This is a genomic window from Chromobacterium sp. CV08 (assembly GCF_051129845.1).
In the GTDB taxonomy this organism is placed as follows: domain Bacteria; phylum Pseudomonadota; class Gammaproteobacteria; order Burkholderiales; family Chromobacteriaceae; genus Chromobacterium.
Map to the genome: position 1 here is coordinate 2,267,357 of NZ_CP150453.1, position 15,374 is coordinate 2,282,730.

The following is a 15,374-nucleotide window of genomic DNA, read 5'->3' on the forward strand; positions in this document are numbered from 1 at the left end:
GTCATTCGATGTCGGTGAGGTCGTCCAGCAGGGCTGCCAATTCGGTTTCCGCCAGCGCGACGCCGGCGAAGTCCGAGGTGTGGTAGGAAACGGCGCCGCCTCCGCGGCAATCCGCGGCCAGCTCCGAGAGCGCGAGCCGGCATTGCTCGGCCAGCGCCGGCGCGTCCTCGGCGTCGGCGTAGTCGAAGTCCAGCCGCAGGCGGCCGCCTTCGATCCGGGCGTTGACGGCGACCGCGTGCGGCAGCGGCTGGCGCGGGTCCTGTCCGGGGCCGCACTCGCGCTCGGACAAGGTCGCCTGCAGATTCGGCAGCGCGCCGCCGCCGGCGTCGTCCATCCGGCCCAGGTAGTTGAAGCTCAGCGGCCGCGGCGGCGCGCGGTCCAGCTCGCCGGCGATCCCGCTCAGATAGCGCAGCGCGCCGAAGCCGGTCCCGCCGCCGGGCACGCCGCGCAGCGCGGCCTTGGTCGCGCCGACGAGGTTGTCCCAGCCGTCGCCGGCCGCTTCTATCCGCAGCGGATACAGGCAGGTGAACCAGCCCACGGTGCGCGACAGGTCCGGCGCCGGCGGCATCGCCGCGTCGCGGCCGTGGCCCTCCAGGTCCAGGGCCAGCGTCGCCAGGCCGCTCTGGCGCCGCCAGGCCAGCGTCAGCGCCGCCAGCAGCAGTTCCTGCGGCTGGGCGCGATAGCGCTCGGCGCCGGCCGTCAGCAGCGCGTCGCTGGCGTCGGCGTCCAATTCCACCGAGACGCGGCGGCGGTCGGCGACGCGGCCGACGGCGGCCAGGCCCGCCGGGACGGACAGCGGCGCGACGGCGCGGCGCCAGTAGTCCAGCTCGCCGGCGCGCGCGGCGGCGCCATCGGCCTGGGCCCGCGTCCAGGACCGGTAGCTGACCGGCACCGGCGGCAGCGCGATGTCGGCGCCGGCCAGGGCCTGGCCGTAGGCGCCGTCCAGATCGTCCAGCAGGATGCGCCAGGACACGACGTCCAGCGCCAGGTGGTGGGCGATCAGCAGCAGCTCGGGTTGGTCGTCCGGACCGTCATCGATCAGGACGGCGCGCAGCAGCGGGCCGGCCGACAGGTCCAACGAGGCCTGCAGCCGCGCGCCGTGCGTCTGCAGTTCGGCTTCGCGGGCCGCCGGCGAACCGGCTTTCAGCGCCAAGCGTTCCAGCGGCGGCGCGGCGCGCGGGCCGTAGTGCTGGCGCCAGGCGCCGTCGTCGTCGCGGGCGAGCCGCAGCCGCAAGGCGTCGTGCCGCGCCGCCGTTGCGGCCAGCGCCGCGCGCAGCGCCGGCAGCTCGACCGGGGCGCCCAGCCGCAGCCTTAGGCTGAGGTTCCAGTGATGCGGGGCCGGCAGGTCGCGCTGCAGGAACCAGCGCTGTATCGGCGCCAGCGCCACCTCGGCCTGTTCCGGCTCGTCGGCGTGGACGGTTTTCGCGGCGGCGCCGGCGACGGCGGCCAGCCCGGCCACCGTCGGATGGGCGAACAGCGCGCGCGGCTCGATGTCCAGGCCGGCCTGCTTGGCGCGGGAGACGATGCGCAGCGCGACGATGGAATCGCCGCCGGCGGCGAAGTAGTTGTCGTCGACGCCGAGTCCGGGACGGCCCAGCACCTCGCGCCAGATCGCCAGCAGCGTCGCCTCGGACGAGCCGGGCGCCGCTTCGACGGCGGCGGTCGACGGTCCGGCCGCTTCCGCCGGCGACGGCAGCGCCGCGCGATCTATCTTGCCGGCCGGCGTCAGCGGCCAGCGCCGCAGCACCACCACCGCCTGCGGCACCTCGTGGGCCGGCAGCCGGACGGCGGCGTGCTCGCGCAGCGCGGCCGGCGACGGTTCGGCCCCGGATCCGGCCAGCGCGTAGGCGACCAGCAGCCGGCGCTCGCCGTCCTGGCGTATCAGCGCCAGGGCCTCGGCGACGTCCGGGTGGCCGCGCAGCGCCGCGGCGACGCCGTCCAGCTCGATGCGGTAACCCCTGTGCTTGGTGTGGCCGCCGGCGCGGCCGAGGAAGCGGATGCCGCCGTCCGGCAGGTATTCGCCGAGGTCGCCGCTGCGATACAGCCGGGCGCCGGGCTGGCCGGACAAGTGGTCGGGCACGAAGCTGGCGGCGGTGCGGCCCGGCTGGCCGATATAGCCGCGCGCCAGCGCCTCGCCGCCGATATGGAGTTCGCCGGGCACGCCGGCCGGCACGATGTCGCCCCAGCGGTCCAGCAGGTAGAGCCGCAGCCCGGCCATGCCGTCGCCTATGGACGGCTCGGCGTCGTCGGGGCCGCAGGCCCGCATGCTGGCGCAGACGGTGGCCTCGGTCGGGCCGTAGGCGTTGACGACATGGCATGAGCCGGCCCAGCGCGCCAGCAGGCCCGGTGCGGCGGCCTCGCCGGCGGCGATCAGCGTCTGCAGGCCGGGCAGCGCGTCCGACTCCAGCTCGGCCAGCAGCGCAGGCGGCAGCGTGACGTGGCTGACGCCGTGGCGGCGCGCCGCGCGGCGCAAGGCGCCGGCCGGATCCTCGGCGGCACCGGCGTCCGGCAGGCACAGCGCCGCGCCGCTGCCGAGCGCAACGAAGATCTCCGAGATCGACGCGTCGAAGCTGATAGGCGCGAACTGGTAGACGCGGCTGCCGCCGTCTATCCGGAAAGCTTCGCGCTGGGCGAGGCATAGGTTGGCGACGCCGCGGTGGCTGACGCCCACGCCCTTGGGCCAGCCGGTGGAGCCGGAGGTGTAGATGAGGTAGGCCAGGTTGTCGACGCCGGCGGCGCAGCGCGGCGCGTCGGCGCCCATCTCGTCCGCCGCCTCGTCGTCCAGCAGCAGGCAGGCGTCGGGACGGCGGCTCAGCGTGGACAGCCAGCGGCTGTCGGACACCACGATGGCGGCGCCGCTGTCGTCCAGCATGTATGCCAGCCGCTCGCGCGGATAGGCCGGGTCCAGCGGCAGGTAGACGGCGCCGGCCTTCATCGTCGCCAGCATGGCGACGACGGCGTCGACGCCGCGCGGCAGCAGCGTGCCGACGACGGTTTCCGGCCCGGCGCCCAGCGCTTGCAGCCGGTGCGCCAGCCGGTTGGCGCGGGCGTCCAGCTCGCCGTAGTCCAGCGAGCCGCCGTCGGACAGCAGCGCCGTCGCGCGGGGCCTGGCCGCAGCCTGTCGTTCGAACAGCGTGTGCGCCAGCCGCGGCGCGGCCAGCGCCGGCCGGGAGCCGGCGACGGCTATCCGCGCCTGGCGCTGTCCGGCCGGCAGCGGGTCTATTTCCGCCAGCGCCGCCTCCGGCGCGCTCACGATGCCGTCGGCCACGCGCAGCAGCCGCTCCAGCAGCGCGGCGGCCTGGCCGTCGGCGACGCGGGCGCGGTCGAAGGTCAGCTTGACCGTCAGCTCTCGGCCCGGGATCACCGCCAGCGTCAGCGGATAATTGGTGTGCTCGCTGAAACGCGGCGTTTCGAAGCCGAGGCCGGCGGCGTCGGTCTGCAGCATCGCGTCGGCCGGGTAGTTCTCGAAGACCAGCAGCGAGTCGAACAGCTGGGCGTGGCCGCCGCCGGCCCAGCGCTGGACGTCGACCAGGCGGTTGTGCGCGTATTCCTGTATCTGCCCCTGATCGCGCTGGACGCGGGCCAGCAGCGCGGAGACGCGGATGCCCGGCGCGAGCCGCACGCGCAGCGGCAGCGTGTTGATGAACAGGCCTATCATCTCGCCTATGCCGGGCAGGTCGCCGTTGCGGCCGGACAGCGTCGTGCCGAAGACGATGTCGCCGCCGTGGCCGCTGCGGGCCAGCGTCACGGCCCAGGCGGACTGGAACAGCGTGTTCATCGTCGCCGCGCAGCCTTGCATCGCGGCGGCGGCGCGTTCGCCCCATTCCGCCGGTAGCCGGGTTTCCATCTCGACGAAGTCGGCCGGGCCGCGCGCGGCGCCGGCGAGCAGCGTGGGCTGTTCCAGGCCGGCCAATTGTCCGCGCCAGAAAGCTTCGTCGGCGCGGGCGTGGCGGCCGGCGCGGTCCAGCCAGGCCATATAGGCCGAGAACGGCCGGGCCGGCGGCAGCGCCGGCGCCTCGCCGTCGGCCAGCGCGCGGTACAGCGTCAGCAGCTCGCGGAAGAACAAGGGCAGCGACCAGCCGTCCAGCAGGATGTGGTGGTAGCTCCAGACCCAGCGCCAGCGCCGTTCGCCGAGGCGGATCAGCGCCAACCGCATCAGCGGCGGGGCGTCCAGCGCGAACGGTTTTCCGGCGTCGTCGGCCAGATAGGCGGCCAGCGCGGCGTCCGGGTCGGCCAGCGTCGACCAGTCCAGCCGGACGACAGGCAGCGGCGCCGCGCGCATCGCCGCCTGCAGCGGCTGCTCCAATTCCCGCCAGTGGAAGCCGGAGCGCAGCAGCGGATGGCGGGCCAGCATCGCGCGCCAGGCGTCGGCGAAGGCGTCCGGATCCAGCGGGCCGGACACCACGCTGCTCAGCTGCTCGAGATAGGCGCCGTCGGCGGCGTCGGCGACGCTGTGGAACAGCATGCCCTGTTGCAGCGGCGACAGCGGATAGAGGTCCTCGAACGGGCCGATGCGCCGCGCCAGGTCTTCCAGCGCCGGCTGCGACAGCCGCGCCAGCGGATAGTCGGCGGCCAGCGCCGGGACGGCGTCCAGCTCGTCCAGCGTCCGCGCCAGTTCGCCGCCGAACGTTTCGGACCAGGCTGCTATGGTGGCCGGCTCGAACTGGCCGCCCGGATAGCGCCAGTCGACGCGCAGCCTGCCGTCCAGCACCACCAGCACCAGGTCCAGCGCGAACGGGCGGCCGTTGTCGGCGGCGCGCTCGCCGGCGATCAGCTCCGGCCGCAGCCGGAACCAGTCGCCGTCGGCGCCGCGCGGCGTCCCCAGGTAGTTGAAGCTGATCTCCGGCAGGCCGGCGGCTTCCAGCCGGCGGCGCGCGTCCGCGTCCGGACCCAGCCAGCGCGCCTGGCCGTACTCGCTGCCTATGGCCGACAGCTGCGACAAGCGGGCGGCGACGGCGGCCAGCAGCTCGGCCGCCGGCGCGGCCGCGTCGCCGTCGACGCTCAGCGGATACAGCGCGGTGAACCAGCCTACGGTGCGGGACAGGTCCAGGCCGGATTCGACGTCGCGGCCGTGGTGTTCCAGCGTCACCGCGAAGCGCGGCGCGTCCAGCCGGGAGGCCAGCGTCCGCCACAGCGCCACCAGCAGCAGGGCGCTGACGCGCTGTCCGGCGCGGGCGCCTGCGCGCAGCAGGCGGCCGGTCAGCGCCGTGTCCACCTCCCTGCTGATCACGCGCGAGGCGGCCTCGGTATTGGCCGCCGCTTCCGAGGTGTCGCGGCGCAGCTCCGGGAAGCCGGCTTCGGCCTGCTCCAGCCACGGCGCCGGGTCGGCGACGGCGGCGGTCTCGGCCTGCGATTCCGCCCAGCGGCGCCAGTTGGCCGGCACCGGCGCCGGCCGCGGCGTCTCGCCGCGCGCCAGCGCGTCCAGCGCCTGGGCCAGGTCGCCGAGCAGGATGGACCACGACACCGCGTCCACCGCCAGGTGGTGGACGATCAGCGCCAGCACGTCGCCGCGGCCGCCGCGCAGCAGCAGCGCGCCGGCGATCGGGCCGTCGGCCAGGTCCAGCCGGGCCTGTTCCGCCTCGATCAGGCCGCGGATGCCGTCGTCGCCGGCGTCATCTGTCAATTTCAGCTCGCGGCACGGCCAGCGGCCGGCTTCGGCGGTCAGCAGCGGCTCCGGCGCGAAACGCAGCCTGAAGGCGTCGTGGCGGGCGGCGACGGCGTCCAGCGCCGCCTGCAGGCTGCCGTGTTCCAGCGGCCGCGCCAGGTCCAGCGCCAGCGCCTGGTTCCAGTGGGCCGGGGCGGCCAGTTGCAGTCCGGCGAACCAGCGCTGCACCGGCGTCGCCGGCAGCGGCCCGGCGGCGGCCGGCGGCTGCTCGGCGCCGGCCTCGTCCAGGGCCGCGGCCAGTTGCCGTATCGTCGGCTCCAGCAGCAGCCGGCGCGGCGTCAGCGCCAGCCCGGCGTCGCGGGCGCGGGAGACCACTTGCAGCGACAGGATGGAATCGCCGCCGAGCGTGAAGAAATTGTCGTCTATGCCCGGTTCCGGGATGGCCAGCACCTCGGCCCAGATCGCCGCCAGCGCGCGTTCGGCGTCGTTGCGCGGCGCGACGCGTTCGGTGGCGACGGCGGCCTGCGGCGCCGGCAGCGCCTTGCGGTCCACCTTGCCGTGGTGGGTCAGGGCGAAACGCTCCAGCACGACGATGGCGGCCGGCACCATGTAGTCGGGCAGCTCGGCCGCCAAGGCGGCGCGCAGCGCGGCCGGATCGGCGTCGCCGGCGGCATAGGCCAGCAGCCGCTCGCCGGCGCCGGCGCGGTCCAGCAGCACCAGCGCCTCGCGCACGCCGGCCTGGCGGCACAGCGCCGCCTCGATCTCGCCGAGCTCGATGCGGAAGCCGCGCAGCTTGACCTGGTGGTCGGCGCGGCCGAGGTATTCGATCTCGCCGTCGGCGCGGCGTCGGGCCAGGTCGCCGGAGCGGTACAGGCGGGAGCCGTCGGCGGCGAAGGGATCCGGCACGAAGCGGCTGGCGGTCAGCGCCGGGCGTCTCCAATAACCGCGCGTGACGCCGGGGCCGCCGACATAGATTTCGCCGGGCACGCCGACCGGCACCGGCTGCAGGAAGCGGTCCAGCAGATGGAAGGCCAGGTCGGCGATCGGTCCGCCGATGACGTTGCCGCGGCGGGCGTCCAGATCGGCCTGGCGGATCGCGCGTTCGGTGACGTGCACCGTCGTCTCGGTGATGCCGTACATATTGACCAGCTCGGGCTTCTGGTCGCCGCGCCGGCGGAACCACGGCGCGAGGCTGCCCAGTTCCAGCGCCTCGCCGCCGAAGATCACCAGGCGCAGATCGGGCAGCGGATGGCGCTCGGCGGCAGGGATGAGCTGGCGGAAGGCGGCCGGCGTCTGGTTGAGCACGGTGACGCGGTGCTGCTGCAGCCAGTCGGCGAAGGCTTCGGGCGAGCGGGAGACCCAGTAGGGCACGACCAGGGAGGTGCCGCCGAACAGCAGCGGCCCCCAGATTTCCCAGACCGAGAAGTCGAAGGCGTAGGAGTGGAACAGCGACCAGACGTCGTCGGGTCCGAAGGCGAAGCGCTCGGCGGTGGCGGCGATCAGGCGGACGACGTTGTGGTGGCTGACGACGCAGCCCTTGGGCTGGCCGGTGGAGCCGGAGGTGTAGATGACGTAGGCGGCCTGCAGCGGATGGAGGCGTCGCGGCGGGGCGGAGGTGTCGCCGGCCGGCTCTTCGGTGACGTCGATCCAATGCAGGCCCAGGCCTGCGGGCAGCGTCGGGGCCGATTCGGCGTCGCCGACGACGAGGCGGATGGCGCTGTCGGCGGCGAGGAAGGCCAGGCGCTCGGCCGGATAGCCGGGATCGAGCGGGACGTAGGCGGCGCCGGCCTTGAGGATGGCGACGATGGCGACGAGGAGGTCGGGCTGTCGCTGGCAGCAGAGGCCGACGCGCTGTTCGGGCTGGACGCCGGCGGCGATCAGCCGGCGGGCGAGGCGGTTGGCGCGTTGGTCCAGTTCGCGGTAGCGCAGGAGCCGGGTCTCGCCGCGGACGGCGACGCGCTCGGGGTGGCGGCGGGCGGCGTCCTCGAACCAGGCGCAGAGGTCGGGATGCGGCGGCGTGACGACGGCCGGGGCGGGCGCGGTCCCGGCCTCGTCGTCGCTCAGCAGCGGCAGCCTGGCCACCGGGCAGCCGGGGTCGGCGACGGCGGCCTGCAGCAGCGTCAGATAGTGGCCCAGCCAGCGTCGCGCGGTGTCGGCGCCTATCAGGTCGCGGCGGAATTCCAGCGTCGCGCGCAGGCCGTCGCCGGCCGGCTCCAGCATCAGGCTGAGATCGAACTTGGCCGCGGCCGGGTAGACCGGCAGCGGCTCGGCGGCGAGGCCGCGCCAGTCCAGGCGGCCCAAGGGCGCGTTCTGCAAGGCGAACAGCGCCTTGAACGGCGCGTCCTGCACGCCGCGGCGCGGGCCGGCCAGCTTGAGCACCTGTTCGAACGGCGCCTGCTGGTGGGCGAAGGCCTCCAGGCAGGTGTCGCGGCAGCGGGCCAGCAGCTCGGCGAAGCCGGGCGCGCCGGCCAGGTCCTGGCGCAGGATCAGCGTGTTGACGAAGAAGCCCAGCGTCTGCTCGAACTCGGCGCGGTCGCGGTTGGCCACCGGGCTGCCGACGCAGATGTCCTCGCATCCGCTCAAGCGGTGCAGCAGCGTCTGGAAACCGGCCAGCAGCGCCATGAACAGCGTCGCGCCGTTGGCGCGGGCCAAGGTCCGCAGCGAGTCGACCAGCGCCGCCGGCAGCTCGGCGCCGACGGTGTCGCCGCCGTCGTCATCGGGGCGGCGGACGGCGAAGTCGCCGGGCAGCGCCATCTCCTCGTCGAGGCCGGCCAGCTGGTCGCGCCAGTAGCGGAGGTCGTCGTCGGCGGCGCCGCCGTTTTCGCGCTCCCATTCGGAAAAATCGGCGTATTGCAGCGCCTCGGGCAGCTCGGGCGGCGGCAGGCCGGCGGCCAGCGCCGGATACAGCGCGCCGAGTTCGCGCACCAGCACGCCCAGCGACCAGCCGTCGCAGGCGATGTGGTGGATGACGATGGACAGCACGTGTTCGTCGGGCGCCAGCGCGAACAGGCGGGCGCGCAGCACCGGGTCGCGCCGCAGATCGAAACGGACGGCCGCCTCGGCGCGCAGCCGCGCTTCCAGCTCGTCCTCGCCGCAGGCTTCCCGCGGCAGTTCCAGCGCGGCTTCCGGGCGTATCAGCTGGCACGGTTCGCCGTCTATCAAGTCATATTGGGTGCGCAGGATTTCGTGTCGCTCGACCAGCGCGGCCAGCGCGGCCTGCAGCGCCGCCGCGTCCAGCGGACCGCGCAGCCGCAGCGCCAGCGGGATGTGGTAGGCCGTCGAGTCCGGCGCCAGGTCGGCCAGCGTCCACAGCCGGCGCTGGGCGCCGGATTGCGGGAAGACATAGGCGTCGAAAGAGGCGTTGGCGTCAGTTGCGTTCATGATTGGCCTTCGTTGGACTGCTTCAGTTGGGATTCGCCATTGGCGCCGACGCTGACGCGCGACAGCTGGCGGCGCGCCTGCCGCACCGGCCCGGACAGCGGCTGTTGGCGGCGCAGCGCGTCTATGCGCTCGGCCAGATCGGCGACGCGCGGCTGCTCGAACAGCAGCTTCAGCGGCAGCGGCTCGCCCAGCCGCTCGCGCAGCCGATTGGCGGCCTGGACCGCCAGGATGGAGTCGCCGCCCAGCGCGAAGAAGCCGTCGTCGCGGCCGACCGGCGCGACGTTCAGCAAGGTGGAGAACACCTCGGCCACCGCGTGCTCGGTAGCCGAGTGCGGCGGCTCCGCCTCGCGTCTGGCCGGCTGCTCCGGCGCCGGCAGCGCCTTGCGGTCTATCTTGCCGTGGTGGGTCAGGGCGAAACGTTCCAGCACGACGATGGCGGCCGGCACCATGTAGTCGGGCAGCTCCTCGGCCAAGGCGGCGCGCAGCGCGGCCGGATCGGCGTCGCCGGCGGCATAGGCCAGCAGCCGCTCGCCGGCGCCGGCGCGGTCCAGCAGCACCAGCGCCTCGCGCACGCCGGCCTGGCGGCACAGCGCCGCCTCGATCTCGCCGAGTTCGATGCGGAAGCCGCGCAGCTTGACCTGGTGGTCGGCGCGGCCGAGGTATTCGATCTCGCCGTCGGCGCGGCGGCGGGCCAGGTCGCCGGAGCGGTACAGGCGGGAGCCGTCGGCGGCGAAGGGATCCGGCACGAAGCGGCTGGCGGTCAGCGCCGGGCGTCTCCAATAACCGCGCGTGACGCCGGGGCCGCCGACATAGATTTCGCCGGGCACGCCGACCGGCACCGGCTGCAGGAAGCGGTCCAGCAGATGGAAGGACAGGTCGGCGATCGGTCCGCCGATGACGTTGCCGCGGCGGGCGTCCAGATCGGCCTGGCGGATCGCGCGTTCGGTGACGTGGACGGTGGTCTCGGTGATGCCGTACATATTGACCAGTTCGGGTTTCTGGTCGCCGCGCTGTTGGAACCACGGCGCGAGGCTGCCCAGTTCCAGCGCCTCGCCGCCGAAGATCACCAGGCGCAGATCGGGCAGCGGATGGCGCTCGGCGGCGGGGATGAGCTGGCGGAAGGCGGCCGGCGTCTGGTTGAGCACGGTGACGCGGTGCTGCTGCAGCCAGTCGGCGAAGGCTTCGGGCGAGCGGGAGACCCAGTAGGGCACGACCAGGGAGGTGCCGCCGAACAGCAGCGGCCCCCAGATTTCCCAGACCGAGAAGTCGAAGGCGTAGGAGTGGAACAGCGACCAGACGTCGTCGGGTCCGAAGGCGAAGCGCTCGGTGGTGGCGGCGATCAGGCGGACGACGTTGTGGTGGCTGACGACGCAGCCCTTGGGCTGGCCGGTGGAGCCGGAGGTGTAGATGACGTAGGCGGCCTGCAGCGGATGGAGGCGTCGCGGCGGGGCGGAGGCGTCGCCGGCCGGTTCTTCGGCGACGTCTATCCATCGCAGGCCCAGGCCGGCGGGCAGGGCATCGGCCGATTCGGCGTCACCGACGACGAGGCGGATGGCGCTGTCGGCGGCGAGGAAGGCCAGGCGCTCGGCCGGATAGCCGGGGTCGAGCGGGACGTAGGCGGCGCCGGCCTTGAGGATGGCGACGATGGCGACGAGGAGGTCGGGCTGTCGCTGGCAGCAGAGGCCGACGCGCTGTTCGGGGCGGACGCCGGCGGCGATCAGCCGGCGGGCGAGGCGGTTGGCGCGTTGGTCCAGTTCGCGGTAGCGCAGGAGCCGGGTCTCGCCGCGGACGGCGACGCGCTCGGGGTAGCGGCGGGCGGCGTCCTCGAACCAGGCGCAGAGGTCGGGATGCGGCGGCGTGACGACGGCCGGGGCGGGCGCGGCTCCGGCCTCGCGCTGCAGCGGGGCCAGCCAGCCGGCGTCCGGGTCGGCGGCCAGCGCGGCCAGCGCCTGTTGCAGATGGCCGTGCATCTCCTCGATCTGCCGCTGGCCGAATTCGGCCTCGTCCCAGGCCAGCGTCAGCTCGATGCCCATGTCGCGTGGGTCGCGGCTGAATTGCACCAGGCAGGGGAAGTCGGTCTCCTCGAATACCTCGACGCCGTCCACCGTCACGTCGGGCAGTTGCAGCGCCTGCTCGTAGACATGAAAGTGGATGTAGTTGAAGCCGACCTCGAAACCGCGCTGGCCACCGTTCTGCTGCATGATGGCGGCCAGCGGCAGCCGGCGCAGCGGCTGCAGGGCAAGCTCCTGCTCGAATACCTGATGCGCCAGTTGGCGCCAACTGCCCGGCGCCAGTTCGATGCGCAGGGGCACGGTGTTCAGGAACAGACCCAGGGCCGCCGCGCTGTCCTCGCTTTCCGGGCGGCTGTGGGTGACGTAGCCGGTGGCGGCCGTGGCCGCGCCGGTCAGCTGGGCCAGCACGCGCAGGTGGGCGCTCAGCAGCAGCGTCTTCAGCGGCAGGGCCAGGCGTCCGGCGGCCGCGTCCAGCGCGGCCGACAGTTCGGCCGGCAGCATCCGGCTGAGTCGGCGCACGCGGCGCACGCCGCCGGCCGGCGCCGCCTGCTCCAGCCGCGGCAGCAGAGGGACTTCGTCGTCGGCCAGCCTGTCGCGCCAGGCCTGCTGCAGCGCCGGATCGCGCTCGGCCTGTTTCTGCTCGGCGATGAAGCGGGCCGTCAGCCGGCCGTCGGCGTCGCTGACGGCGGACGTCTGCGGCTGCCGGACCAGGCGCAGCAGGTCGGTGACCAGCGTCGCCACGCTCCAGCCGTCCAGGATCGCGTGATGGAAGCTCAGCGTCAGCCGCAGCCGCGCGTCGTCGAGGCGGAACAGCGCCAGCCGCAGCAGATGGTGGCGATCGGGCTGGAACGGCCGCGTTTTCTCGGCGGCGACGAAGTCGTCCAGCGCCTGTCCCTGCGCTTGCGGGGACAGGGAACGCAGATCGGTCAGCGTCAGCGGAATATCGCCGTCGCGGTGTATCAGCTGCAGTGGTTCCGAGTATTCGTTCCAGTGGAAGGAGGTGCGCAGCGCCGCGTGGCGGGCGCACAGCCTCAGCGCGGCCTCGCGCCAGGCGGCGCCGTCCCATGGCAGGCTCAGGTCGAAGCTGAAGATGTCGTGGAAGATCGCGCCGTCCGGCGACAGTTCGCTGTGGAACAGCATGCCGGCCTGCAGCCGCGACATCGGCAGCGCCTCGACCACGTCGTCCGGCAGCCGCCGCCGGTCGGCGTCATTGATCAGCTCGAACGGGGAGAACGGTTCCGTTGCCGACGGCGCGCCGTCGGCGGCACCGGCATCGGCGCACAGCTGGCGCACCGTAGGCAGCGTGAACAGCCGCTGCACATTGATCGCCAGCCCGGCGTCGCGGGCGCGGGAGACCACCTGCAGCGACAGGATGGAATCGCCGCCGAGCGCGAAGAAATTGTCGTCTATGCCCGGTTCCGGGATGGCCAGCACCTCGGCCCAGATCGCCGCCAGCGCGCGTTCGGCGTCGTTGCGCGGCGCGACGCGTTCGGTGGCGACGGCGGCCTGCGGCGCCGGCAGCGCCTTGCGGTCCACCTTGCCGTGGTGGGTCAGGGCGAAACGTTCCAGCACGACGATGGCGGCCGGCACCATATAGTCGGGCAGCTCCTCGGCCAAGGCGGCGCGCAGCGCGGCCGGATCGGCGTCGCCGGCGGCATAGGCCAGCAGCCGCTCGCCGGCGCCGGCGCGGTCGAGCAGCACCAGCGCCTCGCGCACGCCGGCCTGGCGGCACAACGCCGCCTCGATCTCGCCGAGCTCGATGCGGAAGCCGCGCAGCTTGACCTGGTGGTCGGCGCGGCCGAGGTATTCGATCTCGCCGTCGGCGCGGCGGCGGGCCAGATCGCCGGAGCGGTACAGGCGGGAGCCGTCGGCGGCGAAGGGGTCCGGCACGAAGCGGCTGGCGGTCAGCGCCGGGCGTCTCCAATAACCGCGCGTGACGCCGGGTCCGCCGACATAGATTTCGCCGGGCACGCCGACCGGCACCGGCTGCAGGAAGCGGTCCAGCAGATGGAAGGACAGGTCGGCGATGGGCCCGCCGATGACGTTGCCGCGGCGGGCGTCCAGATCGGCCTGGCGTATCGTCCGCTCGGTGACGTGGACCGTGGTCTCGGTGATGCCGTACATATTGACCAGTTCGGGCTTCTGGTCGCCGCGCTGTTGGAACCACGGCGCGAGGCTGCCCAGTTCCAGCGCCTCGCCGCCGAAGATCACCAGGCGCAGATCGGGCAGCGGATGGCGTTCGGCGGCGGGGATGAGCTGGCGGAAGGCGGCCGGCGTCTGGTTGAGCACGGTGACGCGGTGCTGCTGCAGCCAGTCGGCGAAGGCTTCGGGCGAGCGGGAGACCCAGTAGGGCACGACCAGCGAGGTGCCGCCGAACAGCAGCGGCCCCCAGATTTCCCAGACCGAGAAGTCGAAGGCGTAGGAGTGGAACAGCGACCAGACGTCGTCGGGTCCGAAGGCGAAGCGCTCGGCGGTGGCGGCGATCAGGCGGACGACGTTGTGGTGGCTGACGACGCAGCCCTTGGGCTGGCCGGTGGAGCCGGAGGTGTAGATGACGTAGGCGGCCTGCAGCGGATGGAGGCGTCGCGGCGGGGCGGAGGCGTCGCCGGCCGGTTCTTCGGCGACGTCTATCCATCGCAGGTCCAGGTCGGCGGGCAGGGCATCGGCCGATTCGGCGTCGCCGACGACGAGGCGGATGGCGCTGTCGGCGGCGAGGAAGGCCAGGCGCTCGGCCGGATAGCCGGGGTCGAGCGGGACGTAGGCGGCGCCGGCCTTGAGGATGGCGACGATGGCGACGAGGAGGTCGGGCTGTCGCTGGCAGCACAGGCCGACGCGCTGCTCGGGCTGGACGCCGGCGGCGATCAGGCGGCGGGCGAGGCGGTTGGCGCGTTGGTCCAGTTCGCGGTAGCGCAGCGTCTGGGTTTCGCCGCGGACGGCGACGCGCTCGGGGTGGCGGCGGGCAGCGTCCTCGAACCAGGCGCAGAGGTCGGGGTGCGGCGGCGCGACGGCCGGCGGCGGCGCGATGGCGGGCAAGGCCGCCGCCAGCGCCTGTTCCGGATCCTGCAGCAGCCGGTACAGCAGCGGTTCGACGCCGGCGATGACGGCGGCCGGGTCCAGCTCGGCGAAACAGGCCAGGTTGTAGTCCAGGTCCACCTTGACCGGGCGGCGCTCATCGGCTTCGCGGATGAAGACCTTCAGCGGGTAGTGCTGGGACTGGGCGCGCATCGCCGTCATATTGCTGACGGTGCCGTCGAACATGTCGTTGTAGTCGTGCTTCTCGTACGACAGGCTGATTTCGTACGGCAGCCTGCCGCCGTCCAGCCCCTCGGTCTCGCCTATCGGATAGCGATGGTGGCGGAAGTCCGATTTCAGTTCGCGCTGGATCTGGTCCAGTAGTTCGGCGAAGCTCGCTTCCGGCCGCAGCCTGAGCCGCAGCGGGCACAGGCTGGCGAACAGCCCCAGCGAGCGCTTCGCCAGCGCGGTGCGGCGGTTCAGTATCGGCAGCGCCAGCAGCAGGTCGTCGGCGCCGAACACGCGCAGCATCTGGGTGTAGATCAAGCCGATGAAGAAGTGGAACACGCTGACCTGGTGGGCGGCCGCCAGCTCCCGTATCCGCTCGTAGGTCTCCACCGGAATCCAGAAGCTGTGCTGGCCGCAGGCCAGCCGGCCGTCGGCCTCGGCGAACAGCCGGGTCCGGTAGCCGGCCAGCTTGTCCCGCCAGTAGCGGCGGTCTTTCTCGTAGTGGCTGGAGGCGTAGTAGCCGTCCTCGTCGTCGACGATGTCCTGTGGCGCCATCATCGTCGCCGGCGCCGGCAACCGGTTCCGGCGCAAGGCATTGTAATGACCGCATTTCAGCTGGTAGAGCTGGGCGATCGCCCAGCCGTCGAAGGCGATATGGTGAAAGCGGCCGTAGAGGATGAAATCCCGCTCGCCGTGGCGCAGCAGCGTGTAGGCGACCAGAGGCGTCTTGCCGTCGAAGGCGAAGGGGGCGGCGAAGTCGCGTTCGGTCCAGTCCCTGGCCGCCCGCTCCGGGTCCGGCTCGCCGCGCAGGTCGATGAAGGCCAGCGGATCGGGCGCCGGCGGACACAGGACCTGGCAGGGCTGGCCGCCGTTGTCGTCTATCGCCATTCTGAGCGTCGGCGTGTTTTCCATCAGCGCGGCCACCGTCGCCTTGATCGCCTCGATATCCAGCTCGCCCTGTATTTTTATGAAACCGCCGATATTAAAGAGTGCCGGCTCCGAGAATAACGATTGATGAAAATATATTTCCAGCTGCCGGCGTGTAAGCGGGAATTTTTTCATTTGAGTTATTCCAATCTGATTAAGAATGTATGAATTAAAAATGTACAGGCTGATTACGTGTATCTGCGTTAATC

General features: G+C 72.9%; 2 protein-coding genes. Both read right to left on the reverse strand.

The genetic code is table 11. The annotated features are described in order from the left end of the window. Position 1: 1 nt before the first annotated feature. Positions 2-8,986, reverse strand: coding sequence for an amino acid adenylation domain-containing protein (locus tag WNM05_RS10790; RefSeq protein ID WP_434634922.1), 8,985 nt, complete (start codon positions 8,984-8,986; stop codon positions 2-4). Further along, positions 8,983-15,300 (reverse strand): amino acid adenylation domain-containing protein, encoded by a 6,318-nt coding sequence (locus tag WNM05_RS10795; RefSeq protein WP_434634925.1) that lies wholly within the window; start codon positions 15,298-15,300, stop codon positions 8,983-8,985. The genes WNM05_RS10790 and WNM05_RS10795 overlap by 4 nt, the downstream gene beginning before the upstream one ends. Positions 15,301-15,374: the final 74 nt, after the last annotated feature.